Source organism: Mangrovibacillus sp. Mu-81, assembly GCF_036867415.1.
Lineage (GTDB): Bacteria > Bacillota > Bacilli > Bacillales > Bacillaceae_B > Rossellomorea.
The window spans coordinates 206575-230565 of the sequence record NZ_JBAJHU010000001.1; the positions used below are offsets into that span (position 1 = coordinate 206575).

Here is a 23991-nt window from a genome sequence, read left to right on the forward strand (position 1 = left end):
AAATATATCTAGCTTTTAAAAGAAATACTAATAAAAAAATTGGAGTGAATTATATGATTAAAAGAACAAGTGGAATTCATCATATTACGGCAATTGTCGGTCATCCCCAAGAAAATGTTGATTTTTATGCTGGTGTTCTCGGATTGCGTTTAGTAAAGAAAACAGTAAACTTTGATGATCCGGGTACCTATCATTTATATTTTGGGGATGAAGATGGGAAACCAGGAACCATCATAACGTTCTTTCCGTGGGCAGGGGCTCGACAAGGAGTTATTGGAGATGGCCAAGTAGGTGTTACTTCTTATGTAGTTCCGAAAGGAGCAATGTCTTTTTGGGAAGCAAGGTTAGAGAAATTTAATGTTCCTTACACGAAAATGCAGCGTTTTGGAGAAGAATATCTTGAATTTGATGATCCTCATGGGCTTCACTTGGAAATTGTCGAAAGAGAAGAAGGAGAAAATAATTCACGGCAGTTTGGAGAGATTACATCAGATGTAGCCATTAAAGGATTTGGCGGAGCAACATTACTATCAAAAAAACCAGAAAAAACGGCTGAACTCTTAGAAAAAGTTATGGGGCTTGAGAAAATAGGAGAAGAAGGAGATCTTGTTCGTTTCCGTTCTTCTTCTGATATTGGTAATATAATTGACCTTAAATTGACTACAGTCGGCAATGGGCAAATGGGTGCAGGGACTGTCCACCATATTGCATGGAGAGCCACTGACGATAAAGATCAATTGGAATGGCAAAAGTATGTTTCTTCTAATGGTTATGGTGTAACACCTGTTCAGGATAGAAATTATTTCAATGCCATTTACTTTAAAGAGCATGGGGATATTCTATTCGAAATTGCAACAGATCCTCCAGGTTTCGCTCATGATGAATCTCCAGAAACAATGGGTGAGAAGTTGAAACTACCTGAACAGTATGAACAATATAGAGAGCAGCTTGAACACAGTTTAATTCCGATCAAGGTAAGGAACCTCGACTAATTTAAAAAAAGGAGTGAATTATATGCTTTCAATTAATCCTGATTCACTATCTGAACGAGATAATTACAAATTGTTGATCGGAAGCATCATCCCAAGGCCGATTGCGTTTGTGACAAGCTTATCTGCAGATAATATTTTGAACGGTGCTCCTTTTAGTTATTTTAATATAGTATCTTCTAATCCTCCCATGATCTCTTTATCCATTCAACGAGTGAATGGGAGACAGAAAGATACTTCCAGAAATATTCTTCAACATAAAGAATTTGTTGTCCATATAGTTGATGAACAAAATGTTGAGCAGGTGAACAAGACTGCTGCGAATTTACCTTCAAATCAAAGTGAAATACAATTTGCTGGACTTACACCAGTTAAAAGTACAAAACTCTCCGTTCCTGGAGTTAAAGAAGCAAAAATCCGGATGGAGTGTGTGTTGGAACATTCTTTGGTTCTTGGAGACCATGCTGCTCCTGGCTGTGATTTCATTATAGGTAAAATCATTCAATTCCATATAGATGATGAAATTTACCAAAATGGAAGAATTGATCCCAGAGGATTAGGTGCTATTAGCAGGCTTGCGGGGCATGACTACGCTAAGATTGGTGAAATTTTCACGAAAGACAGGCCGAAATAGATATTACGGAGGTTAGTAATATGAAAACAGCTGGCATCCACCATATTACAGCTATGGTAAATGACGCTCAAAGGAATATAAACTTCTATGCAGGAGTTCTGGGATTAAGGCTTGTAAAAAAGACAATAAATTTTGATCGCCCTGAAGTTTACCACCTCTATTTCGGGAATGAATCTGGAGATCCGGGAACAGTTATCACTTTTTTTCCATGGCAAAAACAGCTTAAAGGGAGAATCGGGACAGGGCAGGTCGGAACAACGAGTTATGCCATTCCCGAGAATTCTATTGATTTTTGGGAGAATCGCTTAGAAAAGTCCAACGTGGCATTTGAAAAATCTACCCGTTTTGGTGAAAGGTATTTGTGCTTCGATGATCCGGATGGTCTTCATCTGGAACTGGTGGAGAGAAAAGAAGGGCATAAGAATAACTGGACCTTTCATAAGATTAGCTCTGAAGTCGCCATAAAGGGATTCGCTGGAACTGTTCTCTATTCTTCAAAGCCTAATAGGACTGCACATGTACTGGAGAATATATTGGGGCTTGATTTCTTGGGACAAGAAGATGGATATCTTAGGTTTAAAGCTGAAGAAGACCTTGGTAACACAATAGATATTAAACTGACTCCATCTGTTCGGGGGTTGATGGGAGCAGGCACAGTTCATCACATGGCTTGGAGGGCTAGGAACCCTGAAGAACTTCAGAACTGGAGAGAATCCTTAATCGATAGTGGATACAATCCAACAGAGATAAAGGACAGATATTATTTCAAAGCATTATATTTCCATGAAGAAGGTGGAATTCTTTTTGAGATAGCAACAGATCCGCCAGGTTTTACAGTTGATGAGCCACTGAACAAACTAGGAGAGGAACTAATGTTGCCTTCTTGGTTAGAATCTAAGCGTGAAGAATTAGAATCTGTCTTGCCGGCTGTGGAAGTTCAATTATTAGAGGAGGATGAATAATGAAGCATATTTTTAATAAAGGAAAAGATGCGACCAAGCCAACCCTATTGTTGTTACATGGTACTGGAGGCAATGAATTAGATCTCTTGCCCCTTGCTGGAAGGATAGATGACGAAGCATCCGTGTTAAGTGTTCGTGGAAATATCTCTGAAAATGGAATGCCGCGTTTCTTTAAAAGATTAGCAGAAGGTGTATTTGATGAAGAGGATTTGGTTTACCGTACAAAAGAGTTGAATCAATTCCTGGATGATGCGGCTGGAGAATACAACTTTGACCGTGACAATGTTATTGCTATTGGTTACTCAAATGGGGCCAATATAGCAGCAAGTTTGTTATTTCATTATCAGAATGCCTTAAAGGGGGCTATTCTCCATCACCCCATGGTTCCTTTAAGAGGAATTAAACTTCCTGATTTAACTGGAAAGTCTGTATTTATTGCAGCTGGGACGAATGATCCAATATGCTCATCGGAAGAATCTATTGAGCTGCAATCATTATTAGACAAAGCAAATGCAAAGGTTGAAATGCATTGGGAGGATAGAGGTCATCAACTAACGATAGAAGAAGTTGAAGCCGCGGGTAAATGGTATTCGACTTTAAATTTTAAATGAGCAGTGTAAACACAGATATAAAGCAAAATGATATTTAGGAACTTATATGGAATAACTCGACGGAAGCGATTCTTCGCCCTGGATTAACAGGGAACAGTAATCGATGCAAACTCCGCGTTTCATGACATGCTTGGCTGGGAATTGAAAGATCTGAAAAAATATGCCCTTTCCACCATTCATTTTAAATATGTCAAAACTAGAGCATCAAGTTCTATTAGGTAAATTACAGGATGACGAGAGCTTACCTTATGAAATTGTGAAAAGATGGAACCATTTTGGATATCTCAGCATCCTATTTGTCCGGTTAATGATGAGAGAATCCTTGCAGTAGGCATTTATAAAGACTTCACCGAGTATATGCGTATCCAAAAAAGTTTAGAAGAAAGTGAATACTGTTTTCGTACCTTGGTGGAGTATTTGCCGGAATCAATAATAAAACAGCGAAACGGTAAGTGTGAATTTGCTAATTCCTCAGCAGTCAAACCCTTTGGAAAAGAAACAGTAAAAGAAATTTTAATATGTTCCAACTCGTATTTCATTGCAGGAAGAAATTGAAAACATCATCAAGAACGCATATCTTGACAGCAGTACGAAAAGCCTAAGACGATAGTTGATCAATTTTTCAGGAATGATGGATTGAATTTTTATACTGAAGTAAAAGTCATACCGATTGGAAGTATAATCCTTTCAAGGGTACATCACCTCGCCAATCTCTTAACGGAGATTTTAAAAAAATTTCAAGGATGAAAATGGTGTATTTTTTATGGAGGTGATTTTTAAAGGATACTGGAAATTAAAAAATATTAAGAGGTGTAAATATGGGCATTCTAGACAAAATACTTAAAAGAAAAAAAAAGGAGATGGAAAATATGTCAAATATAAAAGTAGCTGTAGTTTTCTATAGCATGGGTGGAACGAATTATCAATTAGCAAGATGGGCAGAAGAAGGAGCAAAGGCACAGGGTGCTGAAGTAAGAGTATTGAAAGTACAGGAATTGGCACCCCAATCCGTAATTGAAGGAAATGAGGTTTGGAAATCTACTGTTGAAGCAACTAAAGATGTTCCAGTTGCAACATCGGATGATATTGAATGGGCAGATGCTATTATCTTTAGTGTTCCTACACGATTCGGTGCCATGCCTTCTCAAATGAAACAGTTCCTGGATACGCAAGGTGGACTTTGGGCAAATGGTAAAACAGTAAATAAAGTAGTAAGTGGAATGACTTCTGCTCAAAATCCACACGGTGGACAAGAGGCTACATTATTATCATTGTATACTTCCATGATGCACTGGGGTGCTATTATTGCTTCTCCAGGTTACACTGACCCAGTATTGTTTGGGGCAGGAGGGAATCCATATGGAACAAGCGTAACAGTTGACCAGGATGGAAAAATGGTAGAGGACGTTGAAGCTGCCGTAAAACATCAAGCTAAGCGTACTGTTACAGTAGCAGAGTGGGTTAAAAAAGGAAATCAATAAGTTGTAGCGGGAGAGCCAATCTGATTGGCTCTCTTTCTTTATTTGATGGGCAGGAGACGACGAATAACACCAGTTTGCGCTATTCTTTTCTCCCCTTTTTGCTTGCTTGTATCTTATATCCCAAAAATTCTGATTCGCAATTGCGTTTATGTCAGAACTTATCGCGCCTGTGCTTTAAATTGGAATAAATAGACTGCTGAACTTTCAGGGGGGAAATCTAATGTTAATGCTGGGGAGAAACATTATGATATTTCTCTAAGTTAAGGTAGTACATGCTATGATATGAGTTTTCATTTATCGTAAGGTTTGAATATGTCTATATTTTCATCTGGCTTTTACAAGAAAATTTTCAAGAATAAAAAAAAGTGGATGGGGTTATCTTAAATTTATAGAAAGGAGGAAAATTGATGGAGAAAAAGTTATTAAATATTCTTTTTGGAATGAGTGTACTTTCTGTTCCTTTCATGTTCAAAGGAAAAAAAATGAGAGAAACATTACTTGTTTTTTTCTCAAAGGGAGTACTTTCTACTCTGGTTGATGCCTATGTGGTCGGAACAAAAAGGATTGAATATCCGGTTCGCCCATTTCCGAAAATCTTTAAAACAAACCTAATTTATGATATTTTGTTTTTCCCAATTTTAAGTGTTATCTGGGTTAAGATTACTTACAATGATAATTTACGTAATCTACTTCTCAAGAGTTTAATATTCAGTGTACCCATGAGTATTGGTCAATGGTACTTTGAAAAAAACTCAAGATTATTCAAGTGGAGAAATTGGTCAATTTTCCATACCTTTGGAAGTGTGTGTTTTACCTTATTCACAATTAGAGGCTTTATTGGATTAATAAAAAAATTGGATATATTAAAAAATAATCAATCGTTAGATGAGTTGTAAGGTTAACCTTATGAGTAAAACATCTAAATCAGAGGCTATTTTTTGGAGTATTGCTTTTCCTGGTTTCGGTCAATTATTAAATGGTCAGGTATTAAAAGGGTTACTATTTATCTTGTTGGAATTCATCATCAACCTAAACAGCTCTTTTAACCTTGGTATTATGTTTAGTTTTCTTGGAAAGATATCGCTTGCTGCAAATGTAGTCAATCACCAATGGCTTATGTTTTACCCCTGTGTTTATATGTATGCCATGTATGATGCATTTAAATTTTCAGACGGGGAAACCCGTCCATTTTCATATATGCCTTTTGCCTTTGGTGCCTATTTTGTTACAACTGGCCTCATGTACTCACCACACACTTATTTTGGCATTTCCTTTGGACCTATATGGTTACCAATGATGTCTTTGGTACCTGGGTTAATTGTAGGCTTTATAATTCAGTACTTATTAACTAAATATACTTCAAGCTCAATAAGCGATAATTTGTTAGATTAGTTCGATTCAAAATAAAGATGTTAATCAGAAGAAATTCATCAACTAGTTCCAAACTCAAGATTCTATACTTTTGAAAGAAGTCATACCCCTTATCTAGTATGATTCTATTTTCAACTAAAGGAAGCCGTTGATCCAAGAAGGATTAACGGCCATTTTTGTGGAATTCTTTATTGAATCAGTAGGATAGGATATTTAAATCTTCAACATTTTCACTTTTGAAATGTATAGGAAAACCAGGATCGGATGTTGAAACCATTAACAGGTCACAAAGTTAAGGAGGATCATAATGAACAAATTCAGTTTGTTTGGCAAATTTACGGTACAAGAAGGCGAACGTGACACAATGGTAGATATTCTGTTGGAAGCAGCAGAATCAATGAAGAGTCTTGATGAATGTGATTTATATATCGTGAATATTTCTGAAAGTGAACCAAATTCTGTTTATGTCTATGAAGTTTGGAGTAATGAAAATGCCCATCAGGCTTCTCTTACTCTTGAAGCTACACAAACATTAATAAGGCGTTCAAAACCGATGATTACTGGAATGGAAAGAATCAATACCCTACATACAAGGGGAGGAAAGGGGATTTCATAAGACTTTATTAAGCTAACGAGGGCAATAACCGAAGATCAGCCACCTGATCTCTTGCTATAGCCTTCTTTATTTATTGGAGGTAGTGTGGGTACGGTACCCGCTGTATATCTTTTACGAGAAGAGAACCGCATTGGAGGTGTATGAATGAATATAAGAACAGTAAAAATTGAAGAATATCGTTTTATTGAAGACTTTGTATATGAGATATTCAATAATACCGCTTATTCAGATGGATTAGCTGAAAAAGCCTTGGTAAAAGAGATCCGGGAAAAACCCTATTATATTCCGCAGCTTGATTTAGTTGTTGAGGAAGAAGGTATGATTATAGGCCATTTTATCCTTTCAAAACTCCCCATTAGTAATAAGTATGAAAATGAAATGTTGATGTTATCCCCAGTATCAGTGGCAATTGATAAGCAACGTCAGGGTGTTGGCAAGTATATGCTGCAGGAGGGAATTAAGTTGGCTGCTAACATGGGGTTTAAGGGAATGATTGTTGAAGGAGATCCTCGTTACTATCAACGCTTTGGATTTAAAACATCAACTGAATTCGGGATCTATGCCTCCAAGAAAAATGTGCCGCCTTCTGTTGAGAATTTAATGTGTATGGAATTGTGTGAAAATGGGATGGAAACAATCTCAGGTGAAGTAGATTATTCGATTTATAAAGCATTAACACATTGACAGTTTATAACGAACTAGTATTAACGCGGCCATTGATTCAAGAAGGGTTAACATTCTTTTTAGTTAAATTCCTTATTGAACCAACAGGACAGGTTAATTCTAGCAGGTAAATCGTTAAAGATGTAGAACTTAAAATCATGTAGGATGTTCTTTAACTATAAGGGTCGTAAAGTTGTATGTAATCGGATTATAAGGGTGGTAGGTAATGTGTTAATAAAACCAAAGAAATTGGAGCCGGGAGATATGGTTGCGACTGTGAGTCCTTCATGGGGCGGGGCAGGTGAACCGGAGCTTAGATGGCGTTATGATCAAGGTGTAAAGAGATTAGAAGATGTTTTCGGTCTTAAGGTTGTCCCGATGCCGAATAGCTTGAAAGGTGGAGACTATCTCTATAGGAATCCACAAGCCCGGGCGGAAGATTTGATGACGGCATTTAAAGATAAGAGCATTAAAGGAATATTTGCGAATATTGGCGGGGAAGATAGCATCCGCTTACTTCCATATATTGATTTTGATGTCTTACGTGAAAATCCGAAAATTTTCATGGGTTACTCTGATGTAACGATTTCTCATTTATTTTGTCATAAAGCAGGATTTTCTTCTTTTTACGGTCCGGCAATTTTAACCGATTTTGCTGAAAATGTTGAGATGGACCCGTATACGATTGAAATGGTGAATCGAACGCTCTTCTCGAATGAAAAGATCGGTGAAATTCAACCGGCCAACAAATGGACGAGTGAGCGTTTAGAATGGATAGAATCGAATAAGAATCAGCGGCGCACCATGCAGCAGAATACTGGATATGAAATCCTTCAAGGAACAGAAATCGTACAGGGAAGGTTGATTGGAGGGTGCATTGAAGTACTGGAGTTCGTAAAAGGAACGAAACTTTGGCCAGAAGAAAAATATTGGGAGAATAGTATTCTCTTCTTTGAAACATCTGAAGAAAAGCCTGAACCGGAGTTTATTAAATATTGGTTGCGCAATTATGCTGCACAAGGCATTCTGCAAAAAGTGAACGGAATCATTTTTGGCAAGCCGCAAGACGAGATGTATTACGAAGAATATAAAGAAGAAATTCGAACAGTCATGAAGGAATATGAATTAGAAGATTTACCGATTCTTTATAACTTGAATTTTGGTCATACTGAACCGAAATTTATATTGCCTTACGGAGCGACAGCAGAAATAGATTGTAAGAATGGGAAATTCTCGATTCTGGAAAGCGGAGTACAGTAGGGTGGAACATAAAAAAACGGGGAGCATGACTGAAGAACAGGCTCTCAGCATAAGGGCATGTGATGAATAAGTGCGAGCCAGCTCTATTCCACAAACGGTGCCACTTTCTTAAGTAATACGGCATCTTCTAAAATCGTCCACGATCCTTTAGTGAAGAATGTAAGCGTAACCTAAAAAGTTTTAGGATTCAATTATGTTTATATTGACGAACGTATGTTCTGTGATATAGAGTGTAATTATGGGTAATAATGATGGTGGTTACTGCCACCTGTAAATTACTTTAGCATTGAAAAAAAGAATCGGAACGAAGGAGTTGTTGAATGATGTCAATGAGTTTGAATCCGTATTTGATTTTTGACGGTAATACGAGAGAAGTAGTCCATTTTTACGAGAAAGCGCTTGGCGGTAAAGTGATGGGGATCATGGCGTTTGGAGATATGCCGGCTGACCCTGATCATCCGTTGACAGATGACATGAAAGATCGCGTTATGCATGCACACTTGAAAGTCGGCGATGCGGATCTCATGTTCAGCGATACGTTTCCAGGCATGCCTTATCAGCCAGGCAATACCATCCATATTGCTCTCCATCCCAAAGATGAGACAAGAGCCAGAGAAATCTTCTCCGCTTTGGAAGACGGCGGACAGGTCACCATGCCCCTTCAAAAGACGGATTGGAGCCCTTTGTACGGGCAGGTAAAGGACAAATTCGGCGTGACGTTCCAAGTGAATGTCCCAGGAGAGCAGCCGCAGTAATAGCCAACAGAATTCCTCTCTACAACAAACAAAGCCTCCTGTTCGTAGATGGACAGGAGGCTTACTCAGTGCAGATACAATGGTTGTGTGGCTAATGAGTAAATCATACGAGGTCAAGCTTCTTCGATAATCAGGCGCGTTTATTATATAACACGTCTTTTTTGTATGGGGTCAGGGAACCGTCCCCCATGCTTCCCTAAAGTTATATTTGCAAGCATCGCTCAGACCGTAGAAGGGTATCCAATTGATACACAAGTAAAGCCGGATATGCCTGTTCGCCCCAAAAATTTATTTGGTGTGGGGTAAAACTTTTGGAGAAACACTTGCTTCATATTTTGCTTACCAAGAAAATCTTTCTAGTATCGCGATAAGAATTGGAGCATTCGATGAAGTTTCTCAAGTAGGTACAGATTTGACAGCGAGAGATATGAGTGCTTATATGCTCTAAATGAATGTGCTCTATATAAAATCCTTGTTACACTAAAGCTACCCTTTCGTACAATAAGTGAATCGAACCTGCCACAACAAAGCATTAATTGACAGGATACGTTTTTTAATAGTTGCTAAGATGACAATAAGGAGTTGAAGGCCATGGCATGGGTGGAGTCAATACAAAAGGCAATTGAGTACATGGAAAAAAATATTTTGGAAGATATGACGATAGACAGTATTGCTAAACAAGCCAATGTGTCACCTTTTCATTTCCAAAGAACGTTTTCAGTTTTGACAGAAATTACGGTTGGTGACTATATAAGAAGGCGGCGATTAACATTGGCCGGAGAAGAATTGCTGACAACAGACGCGAAGATTATTGACCTTGCCTATAAATATGGCTATGACACTCCCGAGGCTTTTTCGAAGGCTTTCCGCAGACAGCACGGGGTTACTCCAAGTGAAGCGCGAAAGAATAAGGGAAAACTGCAATCCTATAACCGCCTGATCATCCAGGTAACCTTGAAAGGGGCAGAACCAATGAAGTATAGTGTAGTCGAGAAGAATGTGTTTCAAATTGTTGGGATTAAGCGAGAATTTTCTTGTGTGGCAGAGGAAGAAAACGTAGCAGGCATTCCAGAACTTTGGGAAGAGGTCAATCAAAATGGAACAAGCGATTTGCTGTTTCAATTGAATGACGGGGTAGTAAAAGGAGTGTTAGGTGTTTGTGGAGAAGTCAGTGAAGAGCAAAAAAAGGCTAATGTGTTTGAATATTGGGTGGCAACCTCGTACGCTGGGAAGGTTCCAGAAGAGATGCTCAGCTTAGAAATCCCTGCTTCCAAGTGGGCGGTTTTTGAAGTGCACGGACCAATGCCTGCTGCGATGCAAAATGCGTGGAAACGAATTTTCTCCGAATGGTTCCCTTCCACTGGGTATGAGCATGCGGGTACACCAGAATTTGAATTGTATACGGATGAGGATCCAAATAGTCCAGATTTATACTCGGAGATCTGGATTCCAATTAAATAAGTCATCATGTGAATACGGTCTTCGGCAAACGGGCGCTTTTCAGAAATAAGAGAAGCGTCTTTCTTCATGAACGGGCCATTTGATGGAAGAACTTTTTTTAAAAATGGCCTTTTACAATGCTTTTAAATTTTCAATTCTTATGTAATAATAAGGAAAATATATTTGTTAAACGCGATGATGAGGAAAGTAAGTCAACCTTAATTTTCTTACAGAGAGCTTCGGTAGCTGAAAAGAAGCAGAAAATAGTTGATTGAAAATGGCCTTTGAGCAGCAAAGTCGACTTTCGATTAATGTATTAGACTTTGACGAGATTTGGCACTCGTTATAAATGTCAAAGTATAAGAGTGATTCATTCACTCCGTACTTATTGAGACTAATAATGTGAATTATTAGTGAATTAAGGTGGTAACACGAGATATACCTCGTCCTTAGACAATCATTTTGTCTATGGGCGAGGTTTTTTTAATTTAGGGAGGAAGAAAATATGACCATTTTTATAGGTGGAGCATGGCCTTACGCTAATGGCTCACTGCATTTAGGGCATGTAGCAGCATTATTACCAGGAGATATTTTAGCAAGGTATTACAGACAGAAAGAAGAAAAAGTACTTTATGTGTCAGGAAGTGACTGTAATGGCACCCCTATATCGATACGTGCAAATCAAGAAAATACGACAACTGAGGCAATTGCAAATCTCTATCATCAAGAATTTGTAGATTGTTTTCAAAAGCTGGGTTTTACTTATGATTTGTACACTCGTACAGACGCAAAACATCATCACAAGTCTGTTCAGACTATATTTTTAAAGCTGCTTGAAAATGGTTACCTTTACAAAAAGACGATTGAGCAGGCTTATTGTGAAACAGATTATCAATTTTTACCAGATCGATTTGTTGAAGGGATATGTCCGAATTGCGGTGCGAAAGCCAGGGGGGACCAATGTGATAATTGTTCTTCCATATTAGATCCACTTGATTTAATCGACAAGCGGTGTAAGATATGTGGGAACCAGCCCACCATTAAAGAAACGGAACATTTTTATTTCTCGTTTACTCAATTTCAGCGACAATTAGAAGTATTTGTAGAGAAAGCGTGTAAGGAGAAAAGATGGCGTGAAAATGCGATTGCTTTAACAACAAGATATTTTAATGAGGGTTTACACGACCGAGCTGTAACGCGTGATTTGCCAAATGGTGTTGATGTTCCAATAGCAGGTTTTGAAGGTAAGAAAATTTATGTTTGGATTGAAGCAGTGGCAGGCTATTTAACAGCAAGTAATGAATGGATGAAGCAACATAACGAAAATATTAATGATTGGTGGAATAAAGACACTATTTCTTATTATATTCACGGGAAGGATAATATACCGTTTCATACGGTCATTTGGCCTTCTATTCTAATTGGCATTAATAATCCAGCTTTACCCACTCATATTATTTCAAACGAGTATTTGACATTAGAGAAACGGAAGCTATCGACAAGTCAAAGTTGGGCTGTCTGGGTCCCGGATATTTTAGAGAGGTATGATGCAGACTCCATCCGTTATTTTTTAACAATCAATGCACCTGAAAATCGGGATACTGATTTTTCGTGGCGTGAATTTATATATAGTCATAACAGCGAATTACTAGGGGCATATGGTAATTTTGTCAATCGAACATTAAAGTTTATTGAAAAATCTTATGAAAGTAAAACTCCTGAAGGTAAGGTGGATTCAGAAATTAAAACCAAGATCATTCAACTCTATAAGGAAGTTGGATCATTAATTATCAATGCTCATTTTAAAAAATCATTAGAGAATATCTTTGAATTTGTTAGGTATGCAAATAAATATTTTGATGAGCAGAAACCATGGATTCAAGTTAAAGAAGAAAAATCTTTATGTGATAATACGATGGCAAATTGTATCTATATAATTTCTAATCTTGCACAACTTCTTCATCCTTTTCTTCCTTTTTCAAGTCAGAATGTTAAAGAAATGTTAGGATTAAACGAACTAAGATGGGAGGAAGTTGAAATATCTTCAATGACTCTTAAAGGGATTAACCCACTTTTTAAAAGGATTGAATTAGAAAGAATTGAAGAGGAACTAAAGAGATTAAATGATGGAATATAATGAAAGTAACATCATAAAAGGGCGCTTTTCTGAACTAAGGAAAGTGTCTTTCTTCATGAAAGGGTCATTAAATTGAAGAAAAAGAAAAACTGCACATCAATTTTACTAAGTTTTGGGATACATAGATAAAAGTAAAGGGTTTAGTAAGAACCTTACTCAAACTTACGAGAGCATTTCTTGAAACAAGGATGTGCTAATCTGAGGTGATATAGTGATTATTTAAGGTTTGAATCATTTCTAATTTAATCTTTTCAAAATGTTTTTGATGCAAACTATTAGTTAGGGGGAAAAACCATCGTTCAAAAAAATGAAGGGCAGTGACAGCTACCCTGTCATTACCCCATAAAAGTAGTCCTTTTTTTGTTTGAAATTATTGAAATAAATTAGATGTTTCCTTCCAAAGTTTAAGATCTAAATCTTTATCAACAGCCCAAGGTTTCACGCCAATTCGTTTACTATCATCGATGGCGAGGGGGGCGATATCGCAATTCTCACAGTAGATACCACCGTAACCAGCTAGTTGTGGACTAGTGGCGCACCACACAATTGTAGCGGCACCTTCTGGAATTGTTTTGTTTTCATCGTTATAACTTTCGTAGCCTCGTTTGCCTGCTGCAGTGATTGCTCCCATTGAAGTCATTTCTTTATCTGATAAATTATGAGATAGATTGGTAACGATACTTCCTGGATGAACTGTAAATGAACGAATGTTGTCGTTTTTAAAGAGTTCATCCATTGCCACGCTGAATAGGGAAACTGCAGTCTTTGATTGCCCATATGCTACCCATTTATCGTAGTCTGTAGCCTTGAAGTTTGGATCTGCAAAGTTAAACGATCCTAACCAATGGGCACGTGAAGATAAATTGACGATTCTTGCGCCATGAGCATTTTTTAATTGAGGTATAAGAGCTTTCGTTAGGTAATAATGACCTAAATAATTTGTTGCAACTTGAAATTCATTTCCATATTTATCTCTAGCCAATGGAATTGCCATGATTCCTGCGCTGTTAATTAGAATATCTAATTTTTCATATTTTTTTTGAAACCATTGGACAAATATTTCAATGGTTTCTCGTTTGCTTAAATCCATTTCAGCAGGATAAAGCTCTACATTGGGAAGGTCGCTTAAAGCGTCGCTAGCTTTATTGATATTTCTTGCAGGAACAATGACTGTTGCACCGGCTTCGGCTAACGTTTTGGTTGTCTCTAACCCAAGACCGGCTGAACCACCGGTGATGATGACTGTTTTACCTGTCAAATCAATATTTTTTATTACGTCATTTGTAGTTGTTCTTGCTGTATAGCCAGTTTGTAATGGTTTTTGCATTACTTTCCGCCACCTTTAAGGTCACTAAAGTGAGCAACTTTGTATTGAACTTTCTCTAAAATCTGTTGGCGTTTCGCTAATTCGTCTTGAATTTTTCCCGCATGATCCCGCAGAATAGTTTTGCACTTTGGATAGTCGTTGATTTTATACGCATCGACATAGTTTTTTATTTGTTCCAAGGACATATCCGTATCTTTTAAATTTACGATGAAACTAAGATATTGAAGGATATTTTCATTATACTCTTTATATCCCCGAGCATCCTTTGTAGGTGAATCAATCAATCCTAGTTTTTCATAATAACGAATGGTTGGTATAGATAAGCCAACTAATTTTGAGACTTCAGAAATTCGATACATTTTAACTCACCTCGTGATTAGATGGTATAATGTGAAGTTTACTTTATGTCAAGAAGTTTATTTATTAAACACGTATTAATTTAATTCCTAATCTTAATAAATTAGTGACCATTTTCTCTACTTTATCCCATAAAAGTTAAATCCATTGGCTGTTTTCCAATATCAAAAAGAGCTATCGCTTTTATTAAACTCCTAATTATTGGGTGCTTTTATTCGATTATTATGTATGATAACTCATATGTTATTCAATTATAGGACGCAATAAGTGAAGATCAGCCAATTGATCTCCTGCTATTGCCTTCTTCAACGATTGGGAGGTTAGTTGAACAAGCAGCTGCAAAAAGGCTATCGTTGTACAAATATTAGTGGATTAGGGATATATACTTTCGAGGAAATCGATAAGAGATATGTGATGCGACTGGATTATCAAGATTATTTATCAAAGAATAAGTCCGAAGAGTACAAAGGGATCTATGAAGACTTCGACTGGAATTATATACATGGCTCCTGGCTTGTTAGAATTCGATATTGGCAAAAAGAGGAGGATAACCAGAATGAAATTTTCTCGGATCGCCAATCAAAGAGGAATTATTATAAAAGACTGAAAGGTTACTCATTTTGGTTGTGTATGCTTTTTTTAGCTTATTCATTCATGCTTTACAAGGATTCCTGATTGTATCATGATGGCCTTTGGAGTATGGAAGGTTCATTATTTTGGAAGGCCTTAATATTTGAAACTCCGTTTGTCCTTTTGAAGTTGACTCCTGCACTGCTGGTTGTTCTTTTTGGCAGCAGTTTCTATAATGCTTATCGAAAGTATACAATGTTAGAAGAAAAGTAGATTGGGCAGGTTCCCGCTCTACTTTTTTCCTTTCATAAAGAAAAAATCGACGTTATCATCAAAAAGCTTCACTAGTCGGCCGGATTCCACCTTGAAAAGCAGGTATAAGAACCTACCTGACATGCCAAATCCTCCCAAGTTGAAAATACAAGCCACTTTACCCTTTTTCAAGCAATTTGTCGATATTGCACAAATTTGTTCACCTTTTTATTCATATGAGAGATCAAGAGAAAAAAAAGCGCTTTTAAACTCACTCAAGTTAAACGAAAAGCAACTTACAGAAGTAAATGATTTGCGCAAACAATGCTTGAACGAAGCTATCTGATTTTACATCTCGACTTTTGCAATCCATGAAATATTGAATGAATTGGATTAGTTGGAACGCCGTGTGCTGGGAAACTCGCCTGTATGGTGTGAACTGGGGGAAACGCCGTAATAACTTCAAAAGCTTACCTATCACTATAATAAAACCATTTATGAAAATTAGATATATTAAGTTAGTGGTCACCTGTAATTTGTCTAATACATATAGTAAAAAAATTAGACCTTTTAGAGGAGGAAATTTTTAAATGTATGGAAATTTTTATTATGGAAACCCAACACCGATGTATAGACAAAGAATTACAATGCAACAAGCTCAAGAAATCGCTCTTAGGCGTGTACCCGGGGAAATACTACACGTAGATATGGATTTAGAAAATGGTGTTTTAGTTTATGAAGTCTTCATTTTAACATCAGAAAACAGAATATTCGAAGTGGAGATTCTTGCAAAATCAGGAAAGATCATAAAAATTGATGAGGAAAACGATTTTGATTAATGCTATCAATCTTTGAGCGATAGGATGCAAGAGGTTAAGATCTGACTGTAATACTTTATGACGCTTTTTAATGAACTAAAGAAGTAGCTCAGTTGAATAAGGAGGATAGCTTATAAAATGAGTTTTGTGGAAATGATTCCAAAACGGCTGTATATCGGCGGAAAAATTTTATTTGATGACTGGGATTTTATAAAAAGCAATATAACTGCTATTGTAAATCTCCGAACTAAACCCGACCAACCTCCTTTTGATTTTTCTGGGAGAATTATGATATGGGCTCCGCTTAATGTAAAAGTTGCTCCAACTCTAGAGTGGGTTATTAGACTAATGAAGCGGTTAAATCGGTTAATGGAATCGGGACATAGTATCTTAATACATGATACGATTGGGAAAGAGCGTTTGGGCTTTGTTATAACGGCTTTCTATATGCAGAAATATCGTTTACTACGTGATCAAGCTCTTTATACGGTTAGACAAAAGAAATCTGATATTAAACCTCCAGCTCATTACATGAGACTATTACTTCAATACGAAAATTACTTATTTCGCTAAATAGATTAATTTCCAAACGCTAAATTAAATTTCCTGTAATAAAAATTATATTCTCCCTCAATGTAGGGATAATACAATGGTTAAGTCGACTATTTGAAAATATTCTTATCCGATTAAAGGGAGTGAGAGCTGAAGATCAGCATAATATTCTTCAGCTTTTCTTATTCAAGAACCAGGCAGTTATCTTGAATAGCCTCTGTATTTTTAACTATGAGTTTTCTCTACTGGGGAACAGTTTTTATTAAATCGTTATGATAGTAACGTGGCCGTTGATTCAAGAAGGATTAACGCCTTTTTAGTTGAATTCCTTATTGAACCAACAGGACAGGTTAATGTGAAAAAGAAAAATCAAAGGTGCTGTCTTAGAGATATGAAAAATGAGGACAATACCACACAACAACAAGGAGTTGAAGTTATGAAATTTCTGCTCACATCTGCAGGCGTCAATAACAAAAGCATACACGATGCGTTGGTTGACATGCTGGACAAGCCAATCGCCGAATCCACCGCCCTGTGTATCCCCACCGCGATGTACGGTCACCCCTGGGTCGGTCCCGGTGTCAAAACATGGGAGTTTATCAGCGGCAATTCCGAGAATCCCATGGTCGACCTTGGCTGGAAGTCCGTCGGCGTGCTTGAACTCACAGCACTGCCAAGTATCGACGAAGGCAGATGGGTGCCGCTGGTCCGGGAGACGGACGTGCTGCTGGTGTCGGGAGGCGACGCTCTCTACCTGTACCATTGGATGCGGCAATCGGGGCTGGCAGATCTCTTGCCGTCGCTGCAAGCAGTATATGTGGGAATGAGTGCAGGAAGCATGGTGATGGCCCCTAACATCGGGGAGTTCTTCGTTGGCTGGACTCCGCCCGGTGGTGGTGATGACACGCTGGGACTGGTCGATTTTTCAATCTTTCCCCACCTGGATCACGAAATGCTTCCGCATAACACCACGGCTGCCGCAGAGAAATGGGCCGCCGGGTTGCATGGGCCTGCGTATGCGATCGACGATCAAACCGCAATCAAAGTGATCGACGGAGAGATCGAAGTGATCTCCGAAGGGAATTGGAAACTGTTTTCGAAGTGATATGGGTAGAGTGGGGCCGGTTCCTGCTCTGCTTTTTCACCTTATCAAATGGCTTCAATGAATGGCCGAGCCAGGCGTAGCTATCGAAAAGTAGAGTCATTAGCTAACCTTTGAGAAGGCTAATGTATTTTTTTATAGACATGGAGAGAAATTGGAGATGCAGATTATATGAATCATCGTTTACAGGGGAAGATAGAGGAAGTAATTGGCTCCATACATAAGATTAGCGTACTGGATGCACAAGGCTGGACCTCGGTGGTGCGCAGAATTTTCACAGGTGATCGTTCATATTTACTTAAAAGTTCCTACAAGGAAAAATATCGAACCTGGTTAAAGGCAGAGGCTCAGGTTTTAAAAAAACTGAAAGAGAACGCAGTCATTCCAGTTCCTGAATACTATGGTTTCATTGAGGAGAAGGATAGTGACCATCTGATCATGTCATTTGAGGAGGGGATGTCCTTAACGGCAGCTTTAACCAAAGCCCCCTCGGATATTGATAGGAAGTCATTAATTAGGAGTTTCGGACAATTTCTTCATCGTTTTCATGAAAAAGAGCCGCTTGAAACCCTTAAAGGTAAGGGGGATTGGTTAGATGGCCAGCTTATGAAAGCACAAACCTATGTTGAAAATGGTCAGACCGAGGGGAGTTCAACATTATTAGAGTATCTGAAGACGAACAAGCCTGCACCAGTAGAACAAACGATGATGCATGGTGATGGCACAACGGACAATGTATTTGTGATTGATGGAGAAGTTCAACTATTTATTGATGTAGCTGGTATGACAGTGGGAGATCCTCGATATGATGAATCCTTAGCGATAAGGGAATTTATGAATAACACTGAATATCTATCTGCTTTTTATGAGGGGTATACGCGATATAGAGTGACAAAGGAAGAATTTCATTATTTCGATGAGGGATTATATGAATTTTTCTAGGAAACGCTTTTGTTGTTTTGGAGGCAATGGCCGAAAAGAGTAGTGGAATACGATCAACTTATATAGGTACCCGCCCCAGGAGGTCAGGCGCCGTTTTTAATTTAATAATGGGAAGTCTAACGAAAGAAAAATCGAAGAGATACAGTGCTGGTCATGATGAGAGGGAACAGAAGAGTCGATATAAGTCATTCGTCATATCGTTTGAGTCTATAGCTGACGATTAACCTTCAGCTCGATTTTCAAGGGTGAAAACCCGCTTATCGATATCAGTTATTCTTGTGTTCAGGTAATGAAAGTCCGTTTCCGAACGATGGTTGCCCACTTTTAACATAGCAATGACATCTTCTGTTTGTGGGGTTTCAATTCTATTGACCGCTTCCTTTATTTCTTTTACATCACTTCCCAGCTCCTTCATATTACCTTCAAGACCTTGCACTTTACCATCGAGCCCTTGTACTTTATCTTCAAGTCCTTGCACTTTACCATCGAGCCCCTGCATACTTTCTTCAAGTCCTTGCATTCTACCATCGAGCCCCTGCATTTTTCGTTCGAGCCCTTTCATATTACAATCAATCTCTTTCAAGTTTCGATTGAAATCCTTCATATTGCTCTGAATATCGGTTAAAATGTTCATGATTTGTTTGTCCATTTTCCTCACCTCCTTTCTACTATTATAGTGGAAAGGAATCGATGATACTACCCTGAGATTAAGTGAACTGGCAAGCTAAGGGGCCAGGTATCGCCCCCATGCTTCCGAAATACATTCTCTATTAATCCATCATATATTCCTTCACCAATTCATAACAACGGTCCTTCGTCGATTCATACAAAGAGATGTACCACGCCACATTTTCAAACGTTCCGCCTTCATACTTCTGTCGTTCTTTCTCTGCGTTTTCTTCCTTTTCTTTGATCCACTTCACTTGTTCAGACTTTAACTCCGCCATGTCCTCTGGAGAGAGCTCTTTTTTCAGCAGCGCATAGATTTCATTCAAGGCATCGTCATATTTTTCGTATGCGACACCGTAATAATTTTTCATCGCGTTGGTGACGCCTTTATCGGAATCCTTTTTAGATGGCATCGCATCGAGTTCTTTTTGGATATTGTCCAATTTTTCTAAGTATGCCTGCTTTCCTTCTGCTTTTGTGACCGGATCATCCTGCTTTGGACTTTCGGGGCTGCTATTTTCAGTGGATGTCTCATCCGTTTCATCCTTCTCATTTTCACCGGATGCCGTTGTACTGTCCTCAGATGTGTCACCCGATTGTGAAGAATCATCCGTGCTCGCTGAGATCGCATCGGATTCCGATTGATTGGCAGCATCCTCATCAGAAGATTGACTACAGGCGGACATTCCAACAAGTAACATAGCGGATAAAATCGTTACGACGAACATGTTCCTTTTTTTCATTGTTACAGCTCCAATCCTTTGTTAAAAATGCAGTGCTTGGATTATTTTAACATATCCATTTATATCCTTCTAATGAACCGTCCGGGACCGATCACGTGCTTTTTTGAAAAAATTAAGGGCTTTAGCTGTGGCTGTGTTGAGGGATATGGATTTGGGGTTGTTCTTTAGATGGAGGAGTATCTTGGTAATTGTGGGAGGGTTGTTCAGCTAACGGGCCATTTAATAGAACAAGGTCTTGTGAAAATTATAGTGATTTGAAATAATTGGTATTGAGAGAAATGGACCAATGAGGTGAATTGCTGTGTATGAATGGATTAGAGAAATAGAAGAGCCCATCCATCCTTATAAGGAAGAATCCGGGGAGTTACGAATACAAAGTTTTCAATCGAATACGTCTTTAGATAAAATGAGCCCAATATTTCAACTATTTGCTTCAGTAAACGTTATTTTCAATCAAGATTTCTTATCATCATTTCCTACTCCAAATAGTAAAGCTTTAAACATAATTCATAATGAGATAGTGCCTCATTACTCTGAAGTTAGGCAGGTCTTCATTGATGGGAAATTGATTGAGATTAATGTGAGATTTTTGAAAGAAGAATCTCGAAAATTGTTAACCAATTCAGTTTCATCTAATATTCACCCCATTGTACCCGATTTATATAGAAGTATGGAATATGATATTTCACCATACCCTAGAAAGTTAAAGTATTATCTAGTGAATAAAGAAAAGATTAATCAAAAAGCACTTGAGGGAACGGATGAAATTAGTGAATTCCTTAGGTCTTCATTCTTTGAAAGTAATGGATCACTCTTCCTTATGCCTTCAGGCTGGTTCCTAGAAGATTCCTTGAGAGAGTCAGTGACTTTACAATCGCTTAGTACCTTTGCAAAGCAAATAATTCTTATGGTAAATGAAAATGATAATCGAGTTATCGCCATTGAGGTTTATGGATAACTGTTTATTATTCCGTTATTGGATTGAAAATTATATGAGCAGATTTTTCGGTAAAGGAGGCACTCAATTGTATCTATATCATATGGTCGTTCATAATAATGATGGAGAAAATATAAGTCCTCAAAGGGTTTTAAATGAAGGGTTAGATCATAAGACAGCAACCAAATGGTATTCAAATAGCGGTGATTTTTTTCCGGAATTAACAGAACGATTCAGACCAGCAAATTTACCAAAATGGATTGATTTAAAGGTTGCTTTTAAAGCAGAATTGGAAGCGTATGAAAAGCCATACTATCGATTTCATATCTTTAGTGATAAGATTTTGGTCTTTAACCTGGATATAGCAAGTGATTTATTCGCTTATGTCGGAGATAGATATGATGGTGGCAAGGGACGCTTTGTTCAGGGATTACCTTCAAAAGAGGATCTCATCAAACAATTTTGGGGAAGTATGAGAACTGTTGATGAGTTTTTGAAAAATAAACCTTTTAATAACCCTGAACTTTATATATTTGAAAAAGTTCCAGCAAAGATAATTGAGTATATTGAGTGAATTTTATCCCATTGACGGGAGCAATAACGGAAGATCAGCTAATTGATATCCAGCGCGATCTTCAATTAAAGGAGCAGGATTGTTGAATAAACCCAAAAGCTAATACACTTTTATAAATATTTAAGTGATGGGGAGAGATGTCATTGAGGAATATAATCTGGTTAATGATTTTGACTGGAATATTATTAACAGGATGTGCAGACAACGATAGTTCAAACTGGAGTTTAAGCCCTACATTTACTTATGATAATATGACCTTACACGGAACAGAAGAAAAGTTCGGGATGAACAAAGTGAACGGAGAAAGCGATGAACCAGAATTTCCAGTAAATAAAGGAAGACAATACAACGTCTACTTCTTGGAGAGTATAGAAGATTTTAATGGAAAGAGATATAAGATGACTGCGACTCATCAAAATTCAGACGACATTGTGGAACTTTATGAATGGCAGATTGATAACAAGCAAAGCGGAGCAAAATTCGCACTTGATAAAGAAGGCCTTTGGAAGATTGATATATTTGTTGATGATGAACCGTATACAAGCTTTATTGTTAAAGCGAAATAAATAACTATTCAACTAACGGGGGCGTTTGCAGAACAAGCAGACTTTGTTCAAGTAAAGGGCAGGTTAATGGAATAAAGGAGGATTTTATATTGGATCCAATAACAGCAACAGAAATAACTTTTTCGGTCATTTTTGTAATTGTTATTTTTGTTATTTCCTTGTTAACACCAAGTAATATAAGGAAACTTTGTTTAATTGTTTCAATTTCATTAACTGCACTATTACTTATATTTTTTGCTGTTCGTCCTTATTGGATTGACTATCAAGTTTCGAAAAAAACCGAACAACTTAATGAATACTTAGAAGTAAAATTCCCTCAACAAGAATGGGAGATTAGTCAACAAGAAGGAAGACAGTATAACCCTTATCACCTCATAGTTGAATTTAAAAATGAAAAAGGTTGGCTTTATACTTATTCAGTAGTAGATGAAGAGAATATTTTCCAAAATGCTTGGTCAACAACAGAAGGAAATTCTCCTGATGAGGGTAGACATTTTGAAAACCAATGTGAAGAATAATCCTTATAAAACAAACGAGTGCATTTATTGGGAGATTGCTCAATATTATAATATTTGAAGTAATTGGTATTGTAAGATGGTTATTAATTATATATATAGAGGGATATAGAGGTGGAATTATATGCCTAAAATTGACAATATGTTAGCAATTCTATGGATGCTTCGTTCAGGTGAAAAAATTACTGCAAAACAAATTTCAGATAAATTAGAGATGAATATAAGGACTGTGTATCGTTATATTGATACACTTTCAACAAGTGGCGTACCTATAATTTCAGAACCAGGACATAACGGTGGGTACACTTTATTGAACAATTTTATTGAGGCTCCTCTTTTTTTTGATTTTGAGGAGCAAACTTCATTATTTCACGCTGCTGTTTTTGCAGAAGAAGCCGGATATTATGGAGGTGAAGCACTAAATAGGGCCATTTCAAAACTAAGTAAATACTCAAATAAAGAGCAGGGAACAAAGATAAATCAACATTTAACCAGTCTTGAAGTAATAAGTCGATTAAGGTCACTCTCTATGGAACCTTTTTTGAAGGAGTTGGAGCAGGCCGTAGCTGACGGGTGCTCAGTAAAAATTCTTTACCATAAAAGTAGCGAAAAGAAATTAAATGATAGATTAGTCGATCCGTACAGAATTATCTATTGGAATAATAAGTGGTATGTGATTGGATTTTGTCATCTTAGAAATGAAATCCGTAGTTTTAGAGTAGATCGAATTGAAAGTCTAATGCTAACCGAAAATAAGTTTAACCGGCCAGAAAATTTTTCAGCACGTGACTTTTTTATAAAAAGCCTTCTTCCAACTATAGAAGATAAGGAAGGGATTATTTCTTTGGTTATTAATGGGGACAAAAGTGTATTGGCTGATATTTGCCAACATTGGTTTTTAGGACATTATTTACAAGAACGGACTTCAAATCAAGCAGTTTTTCTTCTTGAAAAAGATATGATACATACATATGTACCTTATTTACTTTTACCGTACAATAAATCTATTAAAGTTATTGAGCCAATAAGTCTTAAGAAAAGACTTATTGAAGTTCTGTCGGAATTAATAAAATTTCATCAAGTATGATAACTTCCCTGACGTTAACTGTCAGGGAAGTTCTATTATAATAGCTATATCAAATGTGATT

Annotated in this window: 27 protein-coding genes, 1 pseudogene and 1 other annotated feature; of the genes and pseudogenes, 24 read left to right on the forward strand and 4 right to left on the reverse strand. The window is 37.4% G+C overall.

Annotation, left to right across the window (positions count from 1 at the left end; all coding sequences use genetic code 11):
• Nucleotides 1–53: 53 nt before the first annotated feature.
• The 14 genes from V6B33_RS00955 (at nt 54) to metG (ending at nt 12919) form a co-directional block, all read left to right on the forward strand.
• Nucleotides 54–992, forward strand: a complete 939-nt coding sequence (locus V6B33_RS00955) for a ring-cleaving dioxygenase (protein WP_334215870.1) — start codon at nt 54–56, stop codon at nt 990–992.
• A gap of 22 nt (nt 993–1014) precedes the next feature.
• Complete coding sequence (locus V6B33_RS00960) at nt 1015–1623, forward strand: flavin reductase family protein (RefSeq protein WP_334215871.1); 609 nt, start codon at nt 1015–1017, stop codon at nt 1621–1623.
• A gap of 20 nt (nt 1624–1643) precedes the next feature.
• Nucleotides 1644–2585, forward strand: a complete 942-nt coding sequence (locus V6B33_RS00965; RefSeq protein ID WP_334215872.1) for a ring-cleaving dioxygenase — start codon at nt 1644–1646, stop codon at nt 2583–2585.
• A complete protein-coding gene (locus V6B33_RS00970; RefSeq protein ID WP_334215873.1) occupies nt 2585–3196 on the forward strand; it encodes an alpha/beta hydrolase in 612 nt (203 codons plus the stop codon). The genes V6B33_RS00965 and V6B33_RS00970 overlap by 1 nt, the downstream gene beginning before the upstream one ends.
• A gap of 264 nt (nt 3197–3460) precedes the next feature.
• Nucleotides 3461–3751 (forward strand): hypothetical protein, encoded by a 291-nt coding sequence (locus tag V6B33_RS00975; protein ID WP_334215874.1) that lies wholly within the window; start codon nt 3461–3463, stop codon nt 3749–3751.
• A 314-nt stretch (nt 3752–4065) separates the two neighbouring features.
• Nucleotides 4066–4677 (forward strand): NAD(P)H:quinone oxidoreductase, encoded by a 612-nt coding sequence (wrbA, locus tag V6B33_RS00980; RefSeq protein WP_334216397.1) that lies wholly within the window; start codon nt 4066–4068, stop codon nt 4675–4677.
• A gap of 407 nt (nt 4678–5084) precedes the next feature.
• Entirely contained in the window at nt 5085–5573 is a 489-nt protein-coding gene (locus tag V6B33_RS00985; protein ID WP_334215875.1) for a CBO0543 family protein, read from the forward strand.
• Between the two features lie 10 nt (nt 5574–5583).
• Nucleotides 5584–6069 (forward strand): hypothetical protein, encoded by a 486-nt coding sequence (locus V6B33_RS00990; protein ID WP_334215876.1) that lies wholly within the window; start codon nt 5584–5586, stop codon nt 6067–6069.
• 286 nt (nt 6070–6355) lie between these two features.
• Nucleotides 6356–6664 carry a putative quinol monooxygenase gene (locus tag V6B33_RS00995; RefSeq protein WP_334215877.1) on the forward strand — a complete coding sequence of 103 codons (309 nt, stop codon included), beginning with the start codon at nt 6356–6358 and terminating at the stop codon, nt 6662–6664.
• Between the two features lie 144 nt (nt 6665–6808).
• Nucleotides 6809–7348 (forward strand): GNAT family N-acetyltransferase, encoded by a 540-nt coding sequence (locus V6B33_RS01000; protein WP_334215878.1) that lies wholly within the window; start codon nt 6809–6811, stop codon nt 7346–7348.
• A gap of 207 nt (nt 7349–7555) precedes the next feature.
• Complete coding sequence (locus V6B33_RS01005; RefSeq protein ID WP_334215879.1) at nt 7556–8587, forward strand: S66 family peptidase; 1032 nt, start codon at nt 7556–7558, stop codon at nt 8585–8587.
• A gap of 323 nt (nt 8588–8910) precedes the next feature.
• Nucleotides 8911–9342, forward strand: a complete 432-nt coding sequence (locus V6B33_RS01010; protein WP_334216398.1) for a VOC family protein — start codon at nt 8911–8913, stop codon at nt 9340–9342.
• A 591-nt stretch (nt 9343–9933) separates the two neighbouring features.
• Complete coding sequence (locus tag V6B33_RS01015; RefSeq protein ID WP_334215880.1) at nt 9934–10803, forward strand: AraC family transcriptional regulator; 870 nt, start codon at nt 9934–9936, stop codon at nt 10801–10803.
• Nucleotides 10804–10968: 165 nt separating this feature from the next.
• Nucleotides 10969–11236: a binding site (T-box leader), on the forward strand.
• 51 nt (nt 11237–11287) lie between these two features.
• Nucleotides 11288–12919 carry a methionine--tRNA ligase gene (gene metG / locus V6B33_RS01020; RefSeq protein WP_334215881.1) on the forward strand — a complete coding sequence of 544 codons (1632 nt, stop codon included), beginning with the start codon at nt 11288–11290 and terminating at the stop codon, nt 12917–12919.
• Between the two features lie 370 nt (nt 12920–13289).
• Here the strand turns inward: metG and V6B33_RS01025 are convergent, their stop codons facing one another.
• Both V6B33_RS01025 and V6B33_RS01030 read right to left on the reverse strand, forming a co-directional pair.
• On the reverse strand, nt 13290–14246 hold the full coding sequence (locus tag V6B33_RS01025) for an SDR family NAD(P)-dependent oxidoreductase (RefSeq protein WP_334215882.1): 957 nt from the start codon (nt 14244–14246) through the stop codon (nt 13290–13292).
• The gene (locus V6B33_RS01030; protein WP_334215883.1) at nt 14246–14605 is read right to left on the reverse strand and encodes a MerR family transcriptional regulator; all 360 of its coding nucleotides are present in this window, start codon (nt 14603–14605) and stop codon (nt 14246–14248) included. Before V6B33_RS01030 ends, V6B33_RS01025 begins: the two co-directional genes overlap by 1 nt.
• 322 nt (nt 14606–14927) lie before the next feature.
• On the opposite strand from V6B33_RS01030, the pseudogene V6B33_RS01035 reads away from it, so the two are divergent.
• The 5 genes and pseudogenes from V6B33_RS01035 to V6B33_RS01055 all read left to right on the forward strand — a co-directional run bounded on the left by V6B33_RS01035 (nt 14928) and on the right by V6B33_RS01055 (nt 18839).
• A pseudogene (locus V6B33_RS01035) lies at nt 14928–15446 on the forward strand (DUF2812 domain-containing protein).
• Nucleotides 15447–16015: 569 nt separating this feature from the next.
• On the forward strand, nt 16016–16264 hold the full coding sequence (locus V6B33_RS01040) for a PepSY domain-containing protein (protein ID WP_334215884.1): 249 nt from the start codon (nt 16016–16018) through the stop codon (nt 16262–16264).
• Between the two features lie 117 nt (nt 16265–16381).
• Nucleotides 16382–16816 (forward strand): dual specificity protein phosphatase family protein, encoded by a 435-nt coding sequence (locus V6B33_RS01045; RefSeq protein WP_334215885.1) that lies wholly within the window; start codon nt 16382–16384, stop codon nt 16814–16816.
• A gap of 415 nt (nt 16817–17231) precedes the next feature.
• Nucleotides 17232–17900 carry a Type 1 glutamine amidotransferase-like domain-containing protein gene (locus tag V6B33_RS01050; protein WP_334215886.1) on the forward strand — a complete coding sequence of 223 codons (669 nt, stop codon included), beginning with the start codon at nt 17232–17234 and terminating at the stop codon, nt 17898–17900.
• A 168-nt stretch (nt 17901–18068) separates the two neighbouring features.
• Nucleotides 18069–18839 carry a phosphotransferase family protein gene (locus V6B33_RS01055; protein ID WP_334215887.1) on the forward strand — a complete coding sequence of 257 codons (771 nt, stop codon included), beginning with the start codon at nt 18069–18071 and terminating at the stop codon, nt 18837–18839.
• Between the two features lie 220 nt (nt 18840–19059).
• Here the strand turns inward: V6B33_RS01055 and V6B33_RS01060 are convergent, their stop codons facing one another.
• Both V6B33_RS01060 and V6B33_RS01065 read right to left on the reverse strand, forming a co-directional pair.
• Nucleotides 19060–19488 carry a hypothetical protein gene (locus V6B33_RS01060; protein ID WP_334215888.1) on the reverse strand — a complete coding sequence of 143 codons (429 nt, stop codon included), beginning with the start codon at nt 19486–19488 and terminating at the stop codon, nt 19060–19062.
• A gap of 121 nt (nt 19489–19609) precedes the next feature.
• Entirely contained in the window at nt 19610–20251 is a 642-nt protein-coding gene (locus V6B33_RS01065; RefSeq protein ID WP_334215889.1) for a lysozyme inhibitor LprI family protein, read from the reverse strand.
• A 301-nt stretch (nt 20252–20552) separates the two neighbouring features.
• Between V6B33_RS01065 and V6B33_RS01070 the strand changes: the two genes are divergently transcribed.
• The 5 genes from V6B33_RS01070 (at nt 20553) to V6B33_RS01090 (ending at nt 23930) form a co-directional block, all read left to right on the forward strand.
• Nucleotides 20553–21209 (forward strand): hypothetical protein, encoded by a 657-nt coding sequence (locus V6B33_RS01070; RefSeq protein WP_334215890.1) that lies wholly within the window; start codon nt 20553–20555, stop codon nt 21207–21209.
• Between the two features lie 67 nt (nt 21210–21276).
• On the forward strand, nt 21277–21762 hold the full coding sequence (locus tag V6B33_RS01075; RefSeq protein WP_334215891.1) for a hypothetical protein: 486 nt from the start codon (nt 21277–21279) through the stop codon (nt 21760–21762).
• 143 nt (nt 21763–21905) lie between these two features.
• The gene (locus V6B33_RS01080) at nt 21906–22328 is read left to right on the forward strand and encodes a hypothetical protein (protein ID WP_334215892.1); all 423 of its coding nucleotides are present in this window, start codon (nt 21906–21908) and stop codon (nt 22326–22328) included.
• 89 nt (nt 22329–22417) lie between these two features.
• Nucleotides 22418–22846, forward strand: a complete 429-nt coding sequence (locus V6B33_RS01085; protein WP_334215893.1) for a hypothetical protein — start codon at nt 22418–22420, stop codon at nt 22844–22846.
• Nucleotides 22847–22967: 121 nt separating this feature from the next.
• Complete coding sequence (locus tag V6B33_RS01090; RefSeq protein WP_334215894.1) at nt 22968–23930, forward strand: helix-turn-helix transcriptional regulator; 963 nt, start codon at nt 22968–22970, stop codon at nt 23928–23930.
• Nucleotides 23931–23991 lie beyond the last annotated feature (61 nt).

Bases quoted from the DNA above. Each gene is read 5' to 3' on its own strand.
- wrbA (WP_334216397.1), top strand. From the start codon at position 4,066: ATGTCAAATATAAAAGTAGCTGTAGTTTTCTATAGCATGGGTGGAACG.
- V6B33_RS01015 (WP_334215880.1), top strand. From the start codon at position 9,934: ATGGCATGGGTGGAGTCAATACAAAAGGCAATTGAGTACATGGAAAAA.
- V6B33_RS00965 (WP_334215872.1), top strand. From the start codon at position 1,644: ATGAAAACAGCTGGCATCCACCATATTACAGCTATGGTAAATGACGCT.
- V6B33_RS01040 (WP_334215884.1), top strand. From the start codon at position 16,016: ATGTATGGAAATTTTTATTATGGAAACCCAACACCGATGTATAGACAA.
- V6B33_RS01000 (WP_334215878.1), top strand. From the start codon at position 6,809: ATGAATATAAGAACAGTAAAAATTGAAGAATATCGTTTTATTGAAGAC.
- V6B33_RS00970 (WP_334215873.1), top strand. From the start codon at position 2,585: ATGAAGCATATTTTTAATAAAGGAAAAGATGCGACCAAGCCAACCCTA.
- V6B33_RS00985 (WP_334215875.1), top strand. From the start codon at position 5,085: ATGGAGAAAAAGTTATTAAATATTCTTTTTGGAATGAGTGTACTTTCT.
- V6B33_RS00975 (WP_334215874.1), top strand. From the start codon at position 3,461: ATGGAACCATTTTGGATATCTCAGCATCCTATTTGTCCGGTTAATGAT.
- V6B33_RS00955 (WP_334215870.1), top strand. From the start codon at position 54: ATGATTAAAAGAACAAGTGGAATTCATCATATTACGGCAATTGTCGGT.
- V6B33_RS01030 (WP_334215883.1), bottom strand. From the start codon at position 14,605: ATGTATCGAATTTCTGAAGTCTCAAAATTAGTTGGCTTATCTATACCA.
- V6B33_RS01065 (WP_334215889.1), bottom strand. From the start codon at position 20,251: ATGAAAAAAAGGAACATGTTCGTCGTAACGATTTTATCCGCTATGTTA.
- V6B33_RS01055 (WP_334215887.1), top strand. From the start codon at position 18,069: ATGAATCATCGTTTACAGGGGAAGATAGAGGAAGTAATTGGCTCCATA.
- V6B33_RS01090 (WP_334215894.1), top strand. From the start codon at position 22,968: ATGCCTAAAATTGACAATATGTTAGCAATTCTATGGATGCTTCGTTCA.
- metG (WP_334215881.1), top strand. From the start codon at position 11,288: ATGACCATTTTTATAGGTGGAGCATGGCCTTACGCTAATGGCTCACTG.
- V6B33_RS00995 (WP_334215877.1), top strand. From the start codon at position 6,356: ATGAACAAATTCAGTTTGTTTGGCAAATTTACGGTACAAGAAGGCGAA.
- V6B33_RS00960 (WP_334215871.1), top strand. From the start codon at position 1,015: ATGCTTTCAATTAATCCTGATTCACTATCTGAACGAGATAATTACAAA.
- V6B33_RS01010 (WP_334216398.1), top strand. From the start codon at position 8,911: ATGTCAATGAGTTTGAATCCGTATTTGATTTTTGACGGTAATACGAGA.
- V6B33_RS00990 (WP_334215876.1), top strand. From the start codon at position 5,584: ATGAGTAAAACATCTAAATCAGAGGCTATTTTTTGGAGTATTGCTTTT.
- V6B33_RS01045 (WP_334215885.1), top strand. From the start codon at position 16,382: ATGAGTTTTGTGGAAATGATTCCAAAACGGCTGTATATCGGCGGAAAA.
- V6B33_RS01060 (WP_334215888.1), bottom strand. From the start codon at position 19,488: ATGGACAAACAAATCATGAACATTTTAACCGATATTCAGAGCAATATG.
- V6B33_RS01025 (WP_334215882.1), bottom strand. From the start codon at position 14,246: ATGCAAAAACCATTACAAACTGGCTATACAGCAAGAACAACTACAAAT.
- V6B33_RS01050 (WP_334215886.1), top strand. From the start codon at position 17,232: ATGAAATTTCTGCTCACATCTGCAGGCGTCAATAACAAAAGCATACAC.